We start from the raw sequence: 18,629 nt of genomic DNA on the forward strand, positions 1-18,629 counted from the left end.
CCATGACGAACACCGCTCAGAACCACACACCCCGCCCCGCAGGTCTGCGTGCCGGCGACCAGGTTCAGACGGCCGCCGAGCTCCGGGAGATCTGGGAGACCGATCCCCGTTGGGACGGCGTCGAGCGCACGTACTCGGCCGACGACGTCATCCGCATCCGCGGGTCGGTCCGCGAGGACTCCACCCTCGCCCATCGCGGAGCGGAGAACCTCTGGAACCTGCTGCACACCGAGGACTACGTGCGGGCGCTCGGCGCCTACACCGGCGGCCAGGCCGTGCAGCAGGTGCGTGCGGGCCTCAAGGCGATCTACCTCTCGGGCTGGCAGGTCGCGGCCGACGGCAACCTCGCCGGCCAGACCTACCCCGACCAGTCGCTCTACCCGGCGAACTCGGTGCCGGCGGTCGTGCGTCGCATCAACAACGCGCTGATCCGTCAGGACCAGCTCGAGCACGCCGAGGGCGATGTCACCCAGGACTGGCTCGCGCCGATCGTGGCCGATGCCGAGGCCGGGTTCGGCGGCCCGCTCAACGCCTACGAGCTCGCGCAGTCGCTGATCCAGGCGGGCGCCGCGGCGATCCACTGGGAGGACCAGCTCGCGAGCGAGAAGAAGTGCGGCCATCTCGGCGGCAAGGTGCTGGTGCCCACGCAGCAGCACATCCGCACCCTGAACGCCGCACGTCTCGCCGCCGACGTGGCCGGCGTCCCGACGGTGATCATCGCCAGGACGGATGCTCTCGCAGCCGACCTGCTCACCAGCGATGTCGACGAGCGCGACCAGCAGTTCACCACCGGCGAGCGCACGGCCGAGGGCTTCTACCGCATCCGCCCCGGCATCGACTCGGTCATCAGCCGCGGCCTCGCGTTCGCGCCGTACGCCGATCTGCTGTGGGTCGAGACAGGTGAGCCCGACATCGAGCTGGCCCGAGAGTTCGCCGCGGCGATCCATGCCGAGTTCCCGGGCAAGCTGCTCGCGTACAACTGCTCGCCGAGCTTCAACTGGAAGCGCCACCTGTCGGACGCCGAGATCGCGACGTTCCAGCAGGAGCTGGCTGACCTGGGCTACAAGTTCCAGTTCATCACGCTCGCCGGCTTCCACGCCCTGAACCACTCGATGTTTGACCTCGCCCGCGGCTACGCCGAGCGCGCCATGAGCGCGTACGTCGAGCTGCAGGAGGCCGAGTTCGCCGCCGAGGCGAACGGCTACACCGCCACCAAGCACCAGCGCGAGGCGGGCACCGGCTACTTCGACGTCATCTCCACTGCGCTCAACCCCGACAGCGCGACCCTCGCCCTCGCCGGCTCCACCGAAGCCGCGCAGTTCCACTAAGCCATTCCCAAGGACTCAGATCATGACCACTCCCACCGCCCCCCCGACCACCGCTCCGATCCAGACCACGCAGCAGGGACCGGCGATCACCGTCACCGGCCCCCTGCGCGACCGCTACGACGAGATCCTCACCCCCGAGGCGATCGCGTTCCTCACCGAGCTGCACCACCGCTTCGCCTCCCGCCGACACGATCGACTGGCCGACCGGATGCGCCGGCGGTTCGAGATCGGCAACGGCCACGACCCCCGATTCCGCGACGACACCGCGCACATCCGTCAGGATGCCGAGTGGCGCGTCGCCGGCGCAGGCCCCGGTCTCGAGGACCGTCGCGTCGAGATCACCGGTCCGACCGACCCGAAGATGACGATCAATGCCCTGAACTCGGGCGCTCGCGTCTGGCTCGCCGACCAGGAGGATGCGACCAGCCCCACGTGGAAGAACGTCATCGAGGGTCAGCTGTCCCTCCGCGACGCGATCCGCGGCGAGCTCTCCTTCACCGGCCCGTCGACCGAATCGGGGCCGGGCAAGGAATACCGCGTCACCGCGGAGCGCACTCCCACGATCGTGATGCGCCCCCGCGGATGGCATCTGCCGGAGAAGCACCTGCAGTTCACCGATCGGGCGGGGCGCCGCACCGCGGCATCCGGCTCGCTCGTGGACTTCGGCCTGTACTTCCTGCACAACGCGAAGGAGCTCATCGCGAACGGCCGCGGGCCCTACTTCTACATCGCGAAGATCGAGTCGAGCGAAGAGGCGAAGCTGTGGGACGACGTGTTCTCGTTCAGCGAGGAGTACATCGGAATCCCGCACGGCACGATCCGCGCCACGGTGCTCATCGAGACGCTGCCTGCGGCGTTCGAGATGGACGAGATCCTCTACGAGCTGCGCAACCACTGCGCGGGCCTCAACGCCGGACGCTGGGACTACATCTTCTCGATCATCAAGAACTACCGCGGTCGCGGCGCCCGCTTCGTGCTCCCCGATCGCAGCGAGGTCACGATGACAGTGCCGTTCATGCGGGCCTACACCGAGCTGCTCGTGCAGACCTGCCACAAGCGGGGCGCGTACGCGATCGGCGGCATGAGCGCGTTCATCCCGAACCGTCGCGACCCCGAGGTCACCGCACGGGCGTTCGAGAAGGTCTCGGCCGACAAGAAGCGCGAAGCCGGCGACGGCTTCGACGGCACCTGGGTGGCGCACCCCGATCTGATCCCCACGGCGCAGGCGGAGTTCGACGCCGTGCTCGGCGAGCGACCGAACCAGGTCGGTCGTCAGCGGCCCGAGGTCGCAGTGACCGCGGCACAGCTGCTCGATGTGCACATCGGACGCCCGATCACGGCTCAGGGCGTGCGCGACAACGTCTCCGTGGCGATCCGCTACCTCGAGGCGTGGCTGCGAGGGCTCGGCGCGGTCGCGATCGACAACCTGATGGAGGATGCCGCCACCGCGGAGATCAGCCGTTCGCAGGTGTGGCAGTGGATCCATCAGGACCGCACCACCGAGGACGGCACGCCGATCACGGCCGAGTACATCGAGGGCCTGATCCGCGATGTGCTCGCTCAGGCGACACGATCTGCCGGTGACCGTTTCGACGATGCGGCGGAGGTCTTCCGCGACGTCGCACTTCAGGAGGAGTTCCCGGCCTTCCTGACGCTCGGCGCCTACAGCCGCTTCCTCGTCGAGGAGGCCTGAGGCCTTCGGCCTTCGGCCTTCGGAGCAGGGCCCCTCGGAAGCCGTCGATCGGCGTCCGAGGGGCTCCGTCGCGTTCGATGCGCTGACTGTCGGAGCCCGCCGCGACAGTCGGGCGTAGCCTGAGAACATGAGCGACGTGTGGTCAGACATCTCCTCCGAGTTCCTGCATCTCTATCCCCGAGGAAGCCGCCTGGTCGCCGTCGCCGGAGCGGATGCCGAGCGCTCCCGTCGCGGGGCCGATGACCTCGCCTCGGCGTTGAGGGCGTCGGGGCAGCGGGTCGAGCGCTGGCACAGCGACGATGGCGCCGAATCGACGTTGCGCGCTGATGCGGTCGCGCCGTTCCGCGCCGGCTCAGAGACGGCGACGGTTCTGGTGGTCTCCGGCCCGGCCGTGCTGCTGAGCGCGACCGCGAGGGGACTGTGGAACTTCACCGTCTGGCAGCTCGCCGGCGACGAGGCGCCTCATTCGGTCGCCAGTGCGATCGTCGATCTCACCGATCCAGCGGCGCCGACACGTCGTTTCGCCGACTACTGCGCGCTGCCTTCCTCGTTCGGCGCGTGACACCGAGGGGGATTCGCGGGTGCCCCGGTCTCCCCTGACCGAAGCACCCGCACGTCCACCCGCGCCCTCGCGCAGGTGGTCCGTCATGCCCGACGCTTTCGCGCCTGTCCCCCGAACTTCCGGACGGGCGATCCCGCCGCGTCCGGAAGCCGTGACGGCCGATGCGCCAGGAGCGGAGCTCCGTCGCGATCTGCCGTCATGGCCCGCCTGGGGACACGGGCAGGTTCAGGTTAGGAGCGGCTCCGACGATCCGGAACCGCCGCAGGACGTTGCGTCACCCCGTGCGCTCGGCCCGGCACGCAGAACCCGAGTTGGCACCGGATTCGCGATCATGTGTCACTTTCTGGCGGGGTCGGCGAACCACCCGGGCCGCACACGCCAGCCCCACGCGGGTCGACCCCTGGGCCGGCTTCTTCTGGCGGGGGTCGCCGAAGCAGCCGGACAGCACACGGCAGCCCCACGCGGGCGCGTGCGTCGGTCCACGACGGACAGCCCCGACCGGGTCGGCCCGATGGGCCGACCTCTGTCAGACGGTCGGGGCGGACTGCTCGTCGCTGAGCAGCATCGCCTCGGCGAGACGCGGCGGCTGCGTACGAGCGGCGAGGCGGAAGGCACTGGGACTGTGCCCCACGTGTCGGGAGAACTGGGCCCGAAGTGCGGACGCGTCGGCGAAACCGGATCGAGCTGCGACCGCCGCAAGGTCCTGCGGGGGTGTCGACAGCAGCTCTTCACGCGCCGTCACGAGACGCCGACGCAGCAAGCGGTTCGCCGGGCTCTCGTCGGCGCCTTCATACATGCGGAAGAGCTGGCGACGGCTGACGTGCAGTTCGGCGGCGAGCTCTGCGATGCCGAATGCCGGATCACGATGCCGCCGCTCGATGATGCGCCCCGCTTCCGCGCGGAATTCACTCGTCCGGCTGGTCTCGCCGTCGCCGGGGAACTGTCGGAAGAGCCCTCGCACGAGCGCGATCAGCGCCGCCTCGGTGCCGGCGAGCGCCCCCTGACCCTGATCCGGATCCTGCGCCCACTCGAACAGCATCCGCGCGAGTGAGGCTCCCGCTGCCCGGGTGAGGGGGGTGTCCGGGAACATGTCGGCCCCTCGAGCGAGGACGTGCCGATAGCCGGGGAGGGCGGCCACGGGAACGACGACCCCGGTCGAGTTGGTGACCCCGAACTGCTCGACGGCCGATGGGCCCAGGCTCGACATGAAGCCGACGCGGCCGATGCCCATGGCCTGTACCCCCGCCGCGGTGTTCAGGCGCTGCCTGCCTTGCTGCACCATCCCGACGATGATGATGTCCTCACCCTCGGCGATCGCTCGCTCGTAGCTCACGGTGTGCGCCGTCTCGAGGGTGCTGTAGAGCATGGTCGAGCCGATGGATCTGCGAAGCAGCGCCGCCTCGAACGCATCCGGATCGTCGGCCTTCATCGCGCCGAAGTTCGACAGCTGCAGCATGCCGATTCGACCGTCGAGGCGAATGATCTGCTCGGAGAACCACGAGGGAAATGCGAACGCCTCGGCGCCTCCGATCGATGACGACCACAGTCCGCCCGAGAGCCGGGCGAGCCAGCCGGCCAACTCCGCGTCGTCGATCATTCGCCCCATCGCAACCCCCAGCGGAAGCCCGCCGCGTGCGCATCGGCTGCTCCGTCCCCGCCCTCACCCTAGGTTCGCGCCAGGAGCCATGCAATATACGTTGCGAGCGGCCTCGACAGCGGCGCGCCACCAGCCGTCACGCGCGTCAGCGGAACGACGCGGCGACCGAATTGCGGTGGTAGTCGAACACGATGCTGGTCCTCGTCGACGCCACGCTGCTCTGCGCCGACAGGTGCTCGAGCACGAACTCCCGCATCTCGGAGGAGTCCGCGACGGCGATGTGCAGCAGGAAGTCGTCGTCTCCGCCGAGGAAGAAGACCTGGATCACCTGCGGCAGCGCCCGCACCCGATCGGCGAACTCGACGATGCTCTCCCGGCGCCCGCTCGGGCGCAGGGTCACACCGATGACGGCTTGCAGGCCCGCACCCAGCTTCCGCTCGTCGACGCTCGCGTGGAAGCCGCTGATGACTCCCCGATCGACGAGCGCGCGCAGGCGCGCGTGTGCCGTCGAGGGTGCCACTCCGAGATGGCCTGCGAGCTCGGCGTTCGTCATCCGCCCGTCGGCGCTCAGCAGCTGTACGATCCTCGCATCGATCGCATCGAGGGCCGGCGCCCGAAGGGTGTTCGACTGAGGGGCTTCGGGTGACGTCTCCATGCGAACGATTATGCAGGATTCACTCGATGGACGAATGTTGTTCAGTCTTTCTGTCGAATGATCGACGTTTCTGCGATTCTGAGATGCACTCACGCAACCGTCATTTGGAGGATCAATGAAGATCGGCGTGCCGACCGAGGTCAAGAACAACGAGAACCGCACCGCGCTCACCCCCGCGGGCGCCGACCGTCTGGTCCACGAGGGCCACCGCGTGCTCGTGCAGTCCGGAGCCGGCGTCGGTTCGGGCATCTCCGATGAGGCCTACCGGATCGCCGGCGCCGAGATCGTCGAGACGGCCGAGGAGACGTGGGGCGAGGCAGAGCTTCTCATCAAGGTGAAGGAGCCGATCGCTCAGGAGTACGGCTTCCTGCGATCCGACCTCACCCTCTTCACGTATCTGCACCTCGCCGCAGACCGGGCGCTGACGACTGCGCTCGTCGACGCGGGAACCACCGCCGTCGCCTATGAGACGGTGCAGCTGCCCGACCGCAGCCTGCCTCTCCTGGTGCCCATGAGCGAGATCGCAGGTCGCCTTTCGGTGACGATGGGTTCATACTCCCTCATGCGATCCGCGGGGGGACGCGGCGTGCTGATGGGCGGCATCGCCGGAGCACCGCGAGCGAAGACGGTCGTGATCGGCGGCGGTGTCGCCGGCGAGCACGCGGCTGCGAACGCGCTAGGACTCGGATCCCAGGTGACCGTGATCGACATCTCCCTGCCACGGCTTCGCGAGCTCGAGCACCGCTACGGCGGCGCTCTCCAGACCCGCGCGTCGAGTCGCTACGACATCGCCGAGGAGCTCGCTACGGCCGATCTGGTGATCGGATCCGTGTTGATCCCCGGTGCCGCAGCACCGAAGCTCGTCACCGACGACATGGTCGCCGGCATGAAGACCGGCTCGGTGCTCGTCGACATCGCGATCGACCAGGGCGGATGCTTCGAGGGCTCGCGTCCCACGACGCACGACGACCCCACCTTCGCCGTGCACGACTCGATCTACTACTGCGTCGCGAACATGCCCGGCGCTGTGCCGGAGACGGCCACACGGGCGCTGACCAACGCCACCCTCCCCTACGTCTCCGCCATCGCGGGCAAGGGCTGGGAGCGCGCGGCGGCAGACGACGCCGCGCTCGCGAAGGGCCTCAACGTCGAGGGGGGGCGCATCACGCTGGACGCCGTGGCGAAGGCTCACGGCATCCCGACCGCCTGACCGACACCGCATACAGCGCAGAAAAGGCCGGGGATCGACTCCCCGGCCTTCTCTGTGTGTCGGTTGCGCTCCGCTACGGCTCGTCGTCGAACCGGATGGTGTTGCGCAGCGCGCCGATCCCCTCGATCTCGGTCGTGACCACATCGCCGTCGCGAAGCCACCGCGGCTCCGGCATCCCCAGCGCGACTCCTCCGGGCGTGCCGGTGAGCACGATGTCCCCCGGCCGCAGCACCGTGATCTGCGACACATAGGCGACCAGGTCGGCGGCATCGAACACGAGCTCGGATGTGTCCGCGTCCTGCACCAGCTCGCCGTTCACCGCGCAGGTGATGCGCAGCCCGTCGCGAGGGTCCACTTCGTCCGCGGTGACCACCCACGGGCCCACCGGCGTCGTCGCATCGAACGCCTTGCCCTGCAGCCATTGCAGCGTGCGCTGCTGCCAGTCGCGCATCGAGATGTCGTTCGACACCGCATATCCGAGGATCGCGGCCCTGGCCTGCTCACGGTCGCCCCGATGCACTTCGGCGCCGATGACGACGGCGAGCTCCGCCTCCCAGTCGAGCTTGTCGGTGTTGCGCACGACGATGTCGTCCTCAGCGCCCGTCAAGGTGTCCGCGAACTTGGCGAACAGGGTTGGGAACTCGGGCACAGGGCGCCCGGTCTCGACGATGTGATCACGGTAGTTCAATCCGCAGCAGAACACCTTCGAGGGGCGCGGCACCGGGTTCGCGAACTCGTGCGCCTGGACCTCGACTCTGGCCGGGTGCCGCAGCGCTGCCTCTGCGCGCGTCCGCCAGGCTGGCATGCTGATCAGGTCCTGCGCATCGGCCTCGTCGAGCACCACCCATCCGGCGTCGTCTCCGACTGCGGCGCGCGTGCCGTCGGGCAGACGCACCGTGGCGAGTCTCATCAGCTCTCCTGCGATGCCGACAGGTGTGCCACGCCCTGGATCTCGATGAGCGCCTCGGGCTGCCACAGCCGCGTGACCCCGATGCCCGCCATCGCCGGGTACTCTGTGCCGGCCAGCTCCCGCCAACGGCGCCCGATCTCGCGACCGTTGCGCTGATAGTCGTCGACATCGGTGAGGTAGATGGTGACGTCGACCAGATCTCGCGGTGCGCCTCCGGCCGCGGCGAGTGTGGTGAGCACGTTGGAGAACGCCTGGACGAACTGCTCCACGATGCCTCCGTCGACGATGTGCCCGTCGGCGTCCATCGCGGTCTGGCCGCCGAGATAGACGAACTCTCCGGCCCGGACGCCGTGGGCGAATCCGCTCGGCTTCACGAGCGACTCGGGATTGATGATCTGCCGCGACATGTGCGGTCTCCTTAGTGTCTGTGTGTCTGTCGATGTGTCTGTCGATGTGCGCGTCGGTCGACGCTGTGTCAGCGCGAGAGAGCGTCGACCGACGTGGGTGCCGGCACCCAACGACGGTGGTTCGACTCCGCGACGTCTCGCTTCGCATCTCTGACGAGCGCGAGGCGGGGTCGCACCGCATCGGTGCGCGACGACGGCGGCTTGCGCGAGCCGGCGCGGAACTGCGCCACCCACTCCGCTCCCGCCCCGCGGTAACCCTGATCCGCAGCCGCATGCAGGGTCCACTGCGGATCCCACAGATGGGTTCGACCGAGGGCGACGAGGTCGGCGCGGCCCGCGAGCAGGATCGAATTGACGTCGTCGTAGCTCGAGATGGCGCCGACCGCGATCACGCTGACGCCCGCCGCCGCCGCAACCCGGTTGCGGATCGCGTCGGCGAAGGGTGTCTGATAGCTGCGACCGTACCGCGGCGTCTCGTGCCTCGCGATCTGCCCGGAGGACACGTCGATCGCCGCAGCGCCGTGGGCGATGAAGGCACGTGCGATCTCGACGGCGTCATCGACCGTGTTCCCCCCGTCGATCCAGTCCTCGGCCGACAGCCGAACCGTCAGGGGCAGCTCCTCCGGCCACACGGCGCGCATCGCATCGAAGACCTCGAGCGGGTATCTCAGCCGATTCTCGAGCGGACCGCCGTATTCGTCGGCCCGCTGATTCGAGACCGGCGACAGGAACGAGGAGATGAGGTATCCGTGTGCGGCGTGCAGCTCGGCGAGATCGAATCCCGCAGCGGCGGCGCGACGGGTCGCAGCGACGAACTCTTCGCGAATCGCCGTCATGGTCTCGCGATCGATCTCCTGCGGGACCTGATTCTCCGCCCCATAGGGCAACGCAGACGGTGCGACCAGGTCCCAGTTGCCCTGCTCGAGGGGCTTGTCGATCCCGTCCCACATGCGCCTGGTGGAGCCCTTGCGGCCGGAGTGACCGATCTGCACCCCGATCATCGCCGAAGAGTTGCCGTGCACGTATCGAACGATGTGCTGCCACGCGCGGCTCTGCTCATCGGAGTAGAGCCCCGCGCATCCCGGTGTGATCCGCCCCTCCGACGACACGCACACCATCTCGGTCATGACGAGTCCCGCCCCGCCCATCGCCTTTGAGCCGAGGTGCACGAGGTGGAAGTCCCCCGGAACCCCCTCGACCGACGAGTACATGTCCATCGGCGACACGACGATGCGGTTCTTCAGCTCGAGTCGACCGATGCGATGCGGCCGGAACATCGCCGGTTCTGCGTCGACGCGGCTGGGCAGCGGTGCGCCGCGGACGATCTCCGCGGCGAACTCGGGATCGCGCATCGCCAGGTTCTCGAGTGTGATCCTTCGACTGCGCGTCAGCAGGTTGAAAGCGAACTGCAGGGGCTCCTGACCGGCGTACTGACCGATCTGCTCGAACCATTCGAGCGATGCCTGCGCTGCGCGCTGGGTCGACGCGACGACCGGGCGGCGCTCGGTCTCGTAGGCGTCGAGCGCCGCGTCGAGTGAGGCATGCTCGTGCACGCATGCGGCGAGCGCGAGGGCGTCCTCCATGGCGAGCTTCGTGCCGGATCCGATCGAGAAGTGCGCTGTGTGCGCCGCGTCCCCGAGGATCACCAGGTTCTCGTGGTGCCAGTGCTCATTGCGGACCGTCGTGAAGTTCAGCCACTTCGAGTTGTTGGTGAGCACCTCGTGGCCGTCGAGCACCTCGGCGAAGAGCTCGCGGAGCTTCGCGACCGAACGCTCGTCGCTGACGCCGGGAGGGAAGACCTCGTGCTCAGTCGCGTCGAGCCCCGCCGCTCGCCACACATCCTCGTGCATCTCGATGAGGAAGGTGCTTCGTTCATCCGAGTACGGGTATCCGTGCAGCTGCATGGCACCGTGTGGCGTGTTCAGCACGGCGAATGTGAACGCCTCGAACACCCGATCGGTGCCGAGCCACATGTACTTCGAGACACGGCGATCGAGGTCGGGACCGAACTCGGACGCGAACTGTCCTCGCACGAAGGAGTTGATGCCGTCGGCGCCGAGCACGAGGTCGTACTCCTCCATGAGTTCCGCGGCGCCGGGCGCCGGAGTGCGGAAGAGGATCGTGACCCCCAGCTCGAGGCAGCGCTGCTGCAGCAGCTGCAGCAGCTCTTTCCGCCCCATCGCAGCGAACCCCTGGCCGCCGATGGTGTGGGTCTCGCCTCCGAATACGACGTCGATGTCGGTCCAGCGCGCGAACTGCTCGCTCATCCGCTGTGCGATCACCGGGTCGGCGTTCTCGATCCCACCGAGGGTCTCATCGCTGAACACCACCCCGAATCCGAACGTGTCGTCTGGGGCGTTGCGCTCCCAGACCGTGATCTCGTGGGTGGGATCGAGCTGCTTCATGAGAGCGGCGAAGTAGAGCCCCGCGGGGCCTCCGCCGATGACGGCTGCGCGCATGTCAGGCTCCTCGGGTTTCTGTGACGGCGACGTCGGCCGAAGCGGCCGCCCGTTCGCGAAGGATGAAGTGCTGCACCTTGCCGCTGGGATTACGGGGAAGCGCGGTGAGGTAGTCGACGCGTCGGGGGCACTTGTACACCGCAAGACGGGCCTTGACGTGATCGAGAATGCTCGCCGTGAGCGCGTCCGACCCGGCGACCCCCTCACGGGGCACGACGAACGCGGCGACGATCATCCCCCGTTCGGGATCCTCGCAGCCGACGACCGCGCATTCGAGCACATCCTCGTGGCCGAGGATGACCTCCTCGACCTCCGGTGCCCCGACGTTGTACCCGGCGGTCACGATCATCGAGTCGTTTCGTGCCTGGAAGGTGAAGTATCCGTCTTCGTCCCGCACGAACGTGTCGCCCGTGATGTTCCACCCGTCGTGCACATAGACGCTCTGACGCTCGTCGTCGAGGTAGCGGCATCCGGTGGGCCCGATCACCCCGAGTCGACCCGGCTCGCCCGCTCCGAGCTCTCGGCCGTCCTCGTCGAGGATGGCCGCACGGTAGCCGGGAACGACCCGGCCCGTCGCGCCTGGCCGGATGTCGTCTCCGGATGCCGAGATGAACACGTGCAGCATCTCGGTCGCTCCGATGCCATTGATCAGTCGGAGTCCGCTGGCGGCCTCGACCGCGTCGAAGGTGGAGATCGTGAGGTGCTCTCCCGCGGCGATGCCGATGCGCAGCCGCTTCAGCTCGCCGGCCAGCCCTTCTTTGATGATGCTGCGGTAACCCGTGGGTGCGGTGTAGAGCACGGTGATGCCGAGCGGCTCGATGAGCTTCGCCAACTCGACAGGAGTCGCCCGCTCGACCAGCACCATCGCACCGCCGGTCCGCAGGGGGAACACCACGTTCCCGCCGAGCCCGAAGGTGAACGCCAGCGGCGCCGTGCTGGCGCTCACATCGTCGGATGCGAGGTGCAGCACATGTCGGCCGAACGTGTCGGCGTTCGCGAGGATGTCACGGTGGAAGTGCATGGTGATCTTCGGCACACCGGTTGTGCCGCTGGTCGCGCCGAGGAGCGCGACGTCGTCGGCCGCCGTGTCGACGGCGACGAAGCCCCCGGGCTTCGCATCGCATGCGATCACCAACGAGTCCGGATCTCCGCCGGCCACGATCACGGCGGGTCTCTCGCCCAGGCCTGCGAACGCCGTCTCGGCATCGCCCAGGCCGCGATGGTCGACCACCGCGACACCCGGTCGTACGCGCTCCGCAATCGGGCGCAGCTCTCGGGCACGCCACGCCACCATGGTCGTGACGACGACCATTCCTGCCTTGAGCGCCCCGAGCCAGCATGCGACCGTCCACGGGCCGTTGAGCATGCGCAGCAGCACCCGGTTGCCGGGCACGAGGCCGTGGTCTTCGACGAGGACCTGAGCGAACTGATCGGCCCGCCGTCGGAGTTCGCCATAGCTCCACGACGATCTGTCTGCGAGCAGGATCGCCGCCCGATCGGGCCCGAAACGGTCGATCGTGCGGTCGAGGAGCTCGACTGCGGCGTTCAGCCGTTCGGGGTACCGGACGTCCGGGATGGTGAACTCCAGGGTCGGCCACAGGTCGGTCGGCGGCAGCGCGTCACGTGTGAACGTGTCGACGTGCGCAGTGGGGGAAAGCGTCATTGCTGGTCCCTTCGGGGGCGAGGTTGTGTAGGAGTCAGAGCGGACGACCCGGGCGGATCATCCCCTCCTGCGCGACGGTGGCGACGAGCCGTCCATCGCGGGTGAAGAAGCGTCCGAGCCCGAGGCCGCGGCCGTCGGAGATCGCTGCGCTCTCCTGCGCATAGAGCAGCCATTCGTCGGCGCGAGCAGCAGCGTGGAACCACATCGCGTGATCGAGGCTCGCTGTCACCAGTCCCTCAGCGCGCCACGGCAGACCGAGCACGCGCAGCACGGGTTCGAGGATCGTGTAGTCGCAGACATAGGCGATCGCCAGCTGGTGCGTGCGCGGGTCGTCATCGAGCCGATCGAACGCGCGCACCCAGACCGCCTGGTGTGCGGTGCGCTCGCCCTCCACCTCGACATACACGGCACCGGGAACGTGACGCATATCGAAACTGCGTCCGTGAGACCAGTACTCGACGTCGCCGCCCGAAAGACCGGAGAGCACCTCGGCGGAAGAGCGCAGCAGCTCCGGCATCGGCGCATCCGGCATGAGAGGGCCGTGCTCCGGAAACGCCTCGGGGACGTGAAACGACATGGTTCCCATGAAGGCGAGCCGGCCGTGCTGGTGCCCGCGCACATGCCGCGTCGAGAACCCTCGGCCGTCGCGGATGATCTCGACTTCGTAGTGCACCGGCTCCGTGACGTCGACACCGCGGATGAACGTGCTGTGCACCGACTGAAGAGACCGGTCCCCGTCGACCGTGCGGAGAGCCGCCGCGACGCTCTGTGCAACCATGTCTCCGCCGTAGGCCTTGGGCCAGGGCACCGGCTGCGGCTGGGCCTCGAATGCCCGCTCGGCGTGAGCGGTCTCGACCTCGATCAGGCCGATCGCCCGGTGGAAGGCGTCTGACGTGCTCATAAGCGACGGAAGCCGTCGAGCGTCGAATCATCGACGTCGTCGAGATTCACGACGATGTTGTCGGGTGTGCGCGTCGTGAGCCACACCAGCTCGTCGGTCACCGACATGTTGGCTTCGACGTGCGGCATGAACGGCGGCACGAAGACCCAGTCGCCCGCCGCCATGTCGAGGTGCTCACGGTATCCCTCGCCGAAGTAGATGCGCGCCCGACCACGCAGGACGTATCCGCCAGTCTCGGCTTCGCCGTGATGGTGCGGCAGCGATCGGTACCCCGGGTCGTTCGACACCTGACCGAACCAGATCTTCGTGGCCTCGGTGTGCTGGGGCCCGACACCGGAGACCCGGATGCAGCCGCCCGACGACATCGTCTGCGTGTCTTCTTCGCCGCTGCGGGTCACCTGAGGGATGCGCTCCCAGTGCAGTTCCTGCTCGGTCATGCAAGCTCCTTCGCTCCGTGTCGAAGAAGTGTCACATATGTGACGACCGTCACGCAAGTGCGACAGCGATATGAAGCGTCAGTCCATCACGGAGCTGACGAAGCGCTCGGCGGCAGGCTCGAGGGCGGCATGCAGCTCGTCGAAGACACTCGCCGCCTCGACACCCACCCACCCCTCCGGAAGGAGACTCAGCGGCAACCCGGGGTCGAGGTACACGAGGCGTCGCCACTGGGTGATCGCCCGGACGTGCCCCGCGAAGGCGAGTCGCTCGTCGGTCTCCCCGCTCAGGCCGCTGAACGTCTCGATGAACCCGCGATACAGCGGCTCCATCGCCTCGAGATCCCACCACTCGCGCACTGCCCCCTCGAGCGGATCTCTCGAGAGACGTGAACCGAGGAACAGTTCGACGAAGCCGTCCAGGCCCGAGCCGGCGAGCGCGGTCTCGGCTTCCTCCGCGATCAGCCCAGGCGCGATCCAGAGACCACCGGTCACCTGTCCGAAACCCAGCCGCTGCAGGAGCTTGCGCAGTTGATGCCGCAGCGGACGCTCGCTCTCGGGCACGCTGAACGAGGCGAGCAGCCACCGATCACCCGACTCCGCGCGACGCGACTCGAAGATGCGACGGTCGCCGGCCGCGAACACATCCTCCAGCGATGACGAAAGTCGGTAGGCGCCTCCGCCTTCGCTCACGAGGATGCCGCGCTGTTTCAACCGCGAGACGGATGAGCGCACGACACCCGCCTCGACGCCCAGCGCCGACATCATCTCGATCAGCGCCGCGATGCGGATCTCGCCTCCGTGAGCACGGACATAGCGCCCGAACACCGTCACGATGAGATGCTGCGGCCGGACGACGGCCTCGGGAATCAGGTCGTCTGTGTCCACCGCATCCTCGTCCGCCGTCATGTGACCTCAGCGTACCGGGCACCGGGCACCTCCGAGCCGAGGCTGATCACGCCGGCACCGCGCCGATCGCATGCTCGAAGATGAGCTGCGTCTGCGATTGGCCGAGATCGGGATGCGAGCCGATGTGCACCCTGATGAACTCGCGCAGGGCCGGCACGTCGGCCATCGCCACGTGGATCACGATGTCGCGCTCGCCGCCGAGAAGGAACACCTGCTGCACCCCGGGGATCGCCCGCATGACGGGTACGATCTCGGTGACCTGGCTCCGCGCATGGTTGAGCACGGCCACCGAGATCAGCGCGCTGATCGCTGCCCCCGCGGCCTGCGGATCGACGTCCGCGCGGTAGCCGCGGATCACTCCCGCCTCCTCCAGCATGCGCACCCGCCCGTGACAGGTCGACGGAGCGATCCCGGCTCGGGCCGCGAGCTCCTTGTTCGACAGTCGTCCATCCTGCGCGAGCTCCCGAAGGATCCTCCGGTCGGCGTCAGTGAGCGCGAGAGTCATCGTTTCCTGCCTTTGCCGCTGTAGTCGAATCCTGTTCGAGAATCTCAACTCATCTCGAATCATCTTCACGACTGTGCCATCGAGATCGAATCCTTGCAATACTCTCGACGCGCTCTGGCCGAACATCGCCTCCACCGCGCATCCTGATCCGCATGCAACGACGCTGAAGGACGACCATGGCTGAATTCTCCGACATCCAGACCCGAGAGATCGGTCTGCAGAAGTCGCTCACCGCACGGCAGCTGGGAATGATCGCACTCGGCGGGGCGATCGGCACCGGCCTGTTCCTGGGGAGCAGATTCGCGATCGGCTTCGCCGGGCCCAGTGTGATCCTGAGCTACCTGATCGGTGGCATGATCGCGCTGCTGCTCATGGGCGGCCTCGCCGAGATGACAGTGCAGCACCCGACCTCCGGCTCCTTCGGCGCCTACGCCGAGCACTACATCGGACCGCTGGCCGGGTTTCTGGTCAGATACATGTACTGGGGGTGCATCGTGCTCGCGGTCGGCACCGAGGTGACGGCGGTGGGCGAGTACATGCAGCTCTGGTTCCCCGGCATCCCCCCGTGGATCTGGGTGGTGCTGTTCGGCGGTGCGCTGATCCTCGTGAATGCGATGAACGTCAAGAGCTTCGGCACGCTCGAGTACTGGTTCTCCGCGATCAAGGTGTTCGCGATCCTCGCATTCATCTTGGTCGCGGGCTGGCTGGTCTTCTTCTCGGGCGACCAGCGGCGCGGCGTGCACAACTGGGGTGCCGAAGGCGGCTTCATGCCGAACGGCCTGAGCGGCATGTGGTTCGCCGTGATCGTCTCGATCTTCAGCTACCTCAGCATCGAGATGATCGCCGTCGCGGCCGGCGAGGCCGCCGAACCCGAGAAGGCGGTCAAGAAGGCTTTCAAGGTCACGGCGTTCCGCCTGCTGATCTTCTACATCCTCACGCTCTCCCTGATCGTCTCCATCGCACCGGTCTCCGAGATCCTTTCCGGATCGAGCCCGTTCGTGACGGTCATGCAGGTCATCGGCATACCCTTCGCCGACTCCGTGCTGAACTTCGTGGTGATCATCGCCGCACTGTCGGCCATGAACAGCCAGCTGTACATCTCGACCCGGATGATGTTCTCGCTGTCACGCGCCGGCGAAGCCCCCCGGATGTTCGGCACGGTCGCCAAGAACGGGGCACCGTTGAACGCGCTCCTCCTCTCGACCGGCGGCATCGCCGTCGCCACCGTGATCTACGTGCTCAACCCGGCAGACGCGTTCACGATGATGTTCGCCATCTCGATGTTCGGAGCCCTCTTCACCTGGTTCATGATCTTCGTGACGCACGTGGCCTTCCGCCGTGCTCTCGCCGCTCGCGGCGAGAAGCCGAAGTACTCCGTCTGGGGCGCCCGCCCCGGGGCGGTCGTCGGCGCCGTCCTCATGCTCGCGATCGCGATCTCGACCGCACTGACCGAGGAGTTCCGCGCCACCCTGCCGTTCGGCGTCCCGTGTCTCGCTGTCGCGATCGTCGCGTTCTTCCTCGTGCAGCGACGGCGGCGCACCACCGCGGCAACCGGGGCGTCTGCAGAACCTGCGACCAGCCCGAAAGAACCGTGAATCTTGATGGCATCCGACCCGTCATCGACGCGCCCCACCCGGGTACGCTCGTAGTCGTGACCGAACGCGCTCCTCTCTCTCGCAAGCTCTCAGCCATCGCCGAATCCGCGACCCTCAAGGTCGACGCGAAGGCGAAGGCCCTCAAGGCCGAAGGCAAGCCCGTCATCTCGTATGCCGCGGGCGAGCCCGACTTCGCGACTCCGCAGTTCATCGTGGACGCAGCGGCCGAGGCGCTCGCCGACCCGGCGAGCTACCGATACACCCCGGCTCCCGGACTCCCGGCGCTGCGTGAGGCGATCGCGGCGAAGACGCTGCGGGACTCGGGACTCGAGGTCTCGCCGAGCCAGGTGATCGTCACCAACGGCGGCAAGCAGTCGGTGTACCAGGCGTTCCAGGCCGTGGTCAACCCGGGCGACGAGGTGCTGCTCCCCGCCCCGTACTGGACCACGTACCCCGAGGCGATCCGCCTCGCCGACGGCACCCCGGTCGAGGTGTTCGCCGGCGCCGACCAGGATTACAAGGTCACGGTCGAACAGCTCGAGGCCGCCCGCACCGAGCGCACGACCGCGCTCGTGTTCGTCTCGCCCTCGAACCCCACAGGCTCCGTGTACACGGCCGAGGAGACCGAGGCCATCGGCGAATGGGCGCTCGAGCACGGCATCTGGGTGATCTCCGACGAGATCTATCAGAACCTCACCTACGAGGGCATCAAGGCGACCTCGATCGTCGAGGCCGTCCCCGAGGTGGCCGGCCAGACCATCCTGGTCAACGGCGTCGCGAAGACCTATGCGATGACCGGCTGGCGTGTGGGCTGGATGGTCGGACCGGTGGATGCCATCAAGGTCGCCGCCAACCTCCAGTCGCACCTGTCGAGCAACGTGAACAACATCGCGCAGCGGGCCGCCATCGCCGCCCTCAACGGCCCGCAGACCGAGGCCGAGCAGTTCCGCGAGGCGTTCGACCGTCGTCGCCGACTGATCGTGTCGGAGCTGTCGAAGATCGACGGGCTCGTCGTGCCCAACCCGCTCGGCGCCTTCTACGTCTACCCCGACGTGCAAGGCCTGCTCGGTCGCACCTGGGGCGGAGTCACACCGACCACCTCGCTCGAACTCGCGGACTTCATCCTCGAGAAGGCGGAGGTCGCAGTGGTTCCCGGCGAGGCCTTCGGCCCTTCGGGCTACATCCGCATGTCGTACGCGCTCGGCGACGACCAGCTCCTCGAGGGCGTCCAGCGGCTGCAGCGCCTGTTCGCCTGACCTTCATCGCCGACGCCTCACCCCGCCGTCCACCCGATCGGTCAGACGGCAACGGGGTGGGGCGTCGTCGCGCAGGGGGGCGTGAGCATGCCCGGCCGGCGTCACGCCTCGTCGTGGAATCCGATCAGCCAGCGGATGCCGTAGCGATCGATGACCGTTCCGTCATAGTCCCCCCACGGGCGCTTCTGCAGGGCATCGATCACACGTCCGTCCGCGACCAGCTGATCGAACCAGCTCGTCAGCGTCGTCGCATCCGCGGTGCCGAGCAGGGAGAGGAACATCCCACTCATCTGCACCGCATCGTCATCGGCGCCGGCGTCTGCTCCCGCCAGCTCGACCGGCCCACTGAGCTGTCCGTGCGCGATCGCATCCGCCGGCCCGTCATGGCGTCCTGCTCCGGCGTAGTCGAGGAGCTCGAGCGTCCCCCCGAAGACGGAACGGTAGTGCTCCAATGCCTCGGCCGCGTTGCCCGGGAACAGCAGGTAGGGGATCAGTCCGCTCATGCCGCGAGTGTACGGCGAACGGGCCACGTTGTCAGTCGGGCG

General features: G+C 67.8%; 17 protein-coding genes. 6 read left to right on the plus strand and 11 right to left on the minus strand.

Going from position 1 to position 18,629, the window contains the following annotated elements:
• The first annotated feature begins 2 nt into the window (after positions 1-2).
• From aceA to ACZ0AA_RS08745, 3 genes are all read left to right on the plus strand, one after another.
• Positions 3-1,328: an isocitrate lyase gene (gene aceA, locus ACZ0AA_RS08735; protein WP_463512693.1), complete on the plus strand. Its 1,326-nt coding sequence runs from the start codon at positions 3-5 to the stop codon at positions 1,326-1,328.
• A gap of 22 nt (positions 1,329-1,350) precedes the next feature.
• Entirely contained in the window at positions 1,351-3,021 is a 1,671-nt protein-coding gene (gene aceB, locus ACZ0AA_RS08740; protein ID WP_463512694.1) for a malate synthase A, read from the plus strand.
• 127 nt (positions 3,022-3,148) lie between these two features.
• Positions 3,149-3,583 (plus strand): hypothetical protein, encoded by a 435-nt coding sequence (locus tag ACZ0AA_RS08745; RefSeq protein WP_463512695.1) that lies wholly within the window; start codon positions 3,149-3,151, stop codon positions 3,581-3,583.
• A 526-nt stretch (positions 3,584-4,109) separates the two neighbouring features.
• Here ACZ0AA_RS08745 and ACZ0AA_RS08750 read toward each other — a convergent pair.
• Together ACZ0AA_RS08750 and ACZ0AA_RS08755 are read right to left on the minus strand one after the other, a co-directional pair.
• On the minus strand, positions 4,110-5,180 hold the full coding sequence (locus ACZ0AA_RS08750) for a helix-turn-helix domain-containing protein (protein ID WP_463512696.1): 1,071 nt from the start codon (positions 5,178-5,180) through the stop codon (positions 4,110-4,112).
• A gap of 145 nt (positions 5,181-5,325) precedes the next feature.
• Positions 5,326-5,835, minus strand: coding sequence for an Lrp/AsnC family transcriptional regulator (locus tag ACZ0AA_RS08755; RefSeq protein ID WP_400865936.1), 510 nt, complete (start codon positions 5,833-5,835; stop codon positions 5,326-5,328).
• A gap of 115 nt (positions 5,836-5,950) precedes the next feature.
• On the opposite strand from ACZ0AA_RS08755, the gene ald reads away from it, so the two are divergent.
• The gene (ald, locus tag ACZ0AA_RS08760) at positions 5,951-7,045 is read left to right on the plus strand and encodes an alanine dehydrogenase (protein WP_400865939.1); all 1,095 of its coding nucleotides are present in this window, start codon (positions 5,951-5,953) and stop codon (positions 7,043-7,045) included.
• Positions 7,046-7,118: 73 nt separating this feature from the next.
• On the opposite strand, the gene ACZ0AA_RS08765 is transcribed toward ald, so the two are convergent.
• The 8 genes from ACZ0AA_RS08765 to ACZ0AA_RS08800 form a co-directional block, all read right to left on the minus strand.
• Complete coding sequence (locus ACZ0AA_RS08765; RefSeq protein WP_400865942.1) at positions 7,119-7,955, minus strand: fumarylacetoacetate hydrolase family protein; 837 nt, start codon at positions 7,953-7,955, stop codon at positions 7,119-7,121.
• Positions 7,955-8,362 (minus strand): RidA family protein, encoded by a 408-nt coding sequence (locus ACZ0AA_RS08770; RefSeq protein ID WP_400865945.1) that lies wholly within the window; start codon positions 8,360-8,362, stop codon positions 7,955-7,957. The genes ACZ0AA_RS08765 and ACZ0AA_RS08770 overlap by 1 nt, the downstream gene beginning before the upstream one ends.
• 68 nt (positions 8,363-8,430) lie before the next feature.
• On the minus strand, positions 8,431-10,821 hold the full coding sequence (locus tag ACZ0AA_RS08775) for a bifunctional salicylyl-CoA 5-hydroxylase/oxidoreductase (RefSeq protein WP_400865947.1): 2,391 nt from the start codon (positions 10,819-10,821) through the stop codon (positions 8,431-8,433).
• A gap of 1 nt (position 10,822) precedes the next feature.
• Complete coding sequence (locus ACZ0AA_RS08780) at positions 10,823-12,484, minus strand: AMP-binding protein (protein ID WP_463512697.1); 1,662 nt, start codon at positions 12,482-12,484, stop codon at positions 10,823-10,825.
• A gap of 34 nt (positions 12,485-12,518) precedes the next feature.
• The gene (locus tag ACZ0AA_RS08785; RefSeq protein WP_400865953.1) at positions 12,519-13,385 is read right to left on the minus strand and encodes an acyl-CoA thioesterase; all 867 of its coding nucleotides are present in this window, start codon (positions 13,383-13,385) and stop codon (positions 12,519-12,521) included.
• A complete protein-coding gene (locus ACZ0AA_RS08790; protein WP_400865956.1) occupies positions 13,382-13,822 on the minus strand; it encodes a cupin domain-containing protein in 441 nt (146 codons plus the stop codon). The genes ACZ0AA_RS08785 and ACZ0AA_RS08790 overlap by 4 nt, the downstream gene beginning before the upstream one ends.
• A 78-nt stretch (positions 13,823-13,900) precedes the next feature.
• Positions 13,901-14,728, minus strand: coding sequence for a PaaX family transcriptional regulator (locus ACZ0AA_RS08795; RefSeq protein ID WP_400865959.1), 828 nt, complete (start codon positions 14,726-14,728; stop codon positions 13,901-13,903).
• Positions 14,729-14,774: 46 nt separating this feature from the next.
• Positions 14,775-15,233 carry an Lrp/AsnC family transcriptional regulator gene (locus ACZ0AA_RS08800; RefSeq protein ID WP_400865962.1) on the minus strand — a complete coding sequence of 153 codons (459 nt, stop codon included), beginning with the start codon at positions 15,231-15,233 and terminating at the stop codon, positions 14,775-14,777.
• Between the two features lie 176 nt (positions 15,234-15,409).
• On the opposite strand from ACZ0AA_RS08800, the gene ACZ0AA_RS08805 reads away from it, so the two are divergent.
• A complete protein-coding gene (locus tag ACZ0AA_RS08805; RefSeq protein WP_400865965.1) occupies positions 15,410-16,828 on the plus strand; it encodes an amino acid permease in 1,419 nt (472 codons plus the stop codon).
• Between the two features lie 56 nt (positions 16,829-16,884).
• A complete protein-coding gene (locus ACZ0AA_RS08810; RefSeq protein WP_400865968.1) occupies positions 16,885-18,084 on the plus strand; it encodes a pyridoxal phosphate-dependent aminotransferase in 1,200 nt (399 codons plus the stop codon).
• Between the two features lie 101 nt (positions 18,085-18,185).
• Here ACZ0AA_RS08810 and ACZ0AA_RS08815 read toward each other — a convergent pair whose 3' ends face one another.
• Entirely contained in the window at positions 18,186-18,587 is a 402-nt protein-coding gene (locus ACZ0AA_RS08815) for a VOC family protein (protein ID WP_400865971.1), read from the minus strand.
• Positions 18,588-18,629 lie beyond the last annotated feature (42 nt).

It is taken from the genome of Microbacterium sp. AC035 (genome assembly GCF_979258485.1).

What these genes read in the sequence shown, in the direction of transcription:
- ACZ0AA_RS08795 (WP_400865959.1), bottom strand. Translation starts at nt 14,728, where the DNA reads ATGACGGCGGACGAGGATGCGGTGGACACAGACGACCTGATTCCCGAG.
- ACZ0AA_RS08755 (WP_400865936.1), bottom strand. Translation starts at nt 5,835, where the DNA reads ATGGAGACGTCACCCGAAGCCCCTCAGTCGAACACCCTTCGGGCGCCG.
- ACZ0AA_RS08805 (WP_400865965.1), top strand. Translation starts at nt 15,410, where the DNA reads ATGGCTGAATTCTCCGACATCCAGACCCGAGAGATCGGTCTGCAGAAG.
- ACZ0AA_RS08775 (WP_400865947.1), bottom strand. Translation starts at nt 10,821, where the DNA reads ATGCGCGCAGCCGTCATCGGCGGAGGCCCCGCGGGGCTCTACTTCGCC.
- ACZ0AA_RS08745 (WP_463512695.1), top strand. Translation starts at nt 3,149, where the DNA reads ATGAGCGACGTGTGGTCAGACATCTCCTCCGAGTTCCTGCATCTCTAT.
- ACZ0AA_RS08750 (WP_463512696.1), bottom strand. Translation starts at nt 5,180, where the DNA reads ATGATCGACGACGCGGAGTTGGCCGGCTGGCTCGCCCGGCTCTCGGGC.
- ACZ0AA_RS08785 (WP_400865953.1), bottom strand. Translation starts at nt 13,385, where the DNA reads ATGAGCACGTCAGACGCCTTCCACCGGGCGATCGGCCTGATCGAGGTC.
- ACZ0AA_RS08800 (WP_400865962.1), bottom strand. Translation starts at nt 15,233, where the DNA reads ATGACTCTCGCGCTCACTGACGCCGACCGGAGGATCCTTCGGGAGCTC.
- aceB (WP_463512694.1), top strand. Translation starts at nt 1,351, where the DNA reads ATGACCACTCCCACCGCCCCCCCGACCACCGCTCCGATCCAGACCACG.
- ACZ0AA_RS08780 (WP_463512697.1), bottom strand. Translation starts at nt 12,484, where the DNA reads ATGACGCTTTCCCCCACTGCGCACGTCGACACGTTCACACGTGACGCG.
- ACZ0AA_RS08815 (WP_400865971.1), bottom strand. Translation starts at nt 18,587, where the DNA reads ATGAGCGGACTGATCCCCTACCTGCTGTTCCCGGGCAACGCGGCCGAG.
- ACZ0AA_RS08790 (WP_400865956.1), bottom strand. Translation starts at nt 13,822, where the DNA reads ATGACCGAGCAGGAACTGCACTGGGAGCGCATCCCTCAGGTGACCCGC.
- aceA (WP_463512693.1), top strand. Translation starts at nt 3, where the DNA reads ATGACGAACACCGCTCAGAACCACACACCCCGCCCCGCAGGTCTGCGT.
- ACZ0AA_RS08765 (WP_400865942.1), bottom strand. Translation starts at nt 7,955, where the DNA reads ATGAGACTCGCCACGGTGCGTCTGCCCGACGGCACGCGCGCCGCAGTC.
- ald (WP_400865939.1), top strand. Translation starts at nt 5,951, where the DNA reads ATGAAGATCGGCGTGCCGACCGAGGTCAAGAACAACGAGAACCGCACC.
- ACZ0AA_RS08770 (WP_400865945.1), bottom strand. Translation starts at nt 8,362, where the DNA reads ATGTCGCGGCAGATCATCAATCCCGAGTCGCTCGTGAAGCCGAGCGGA.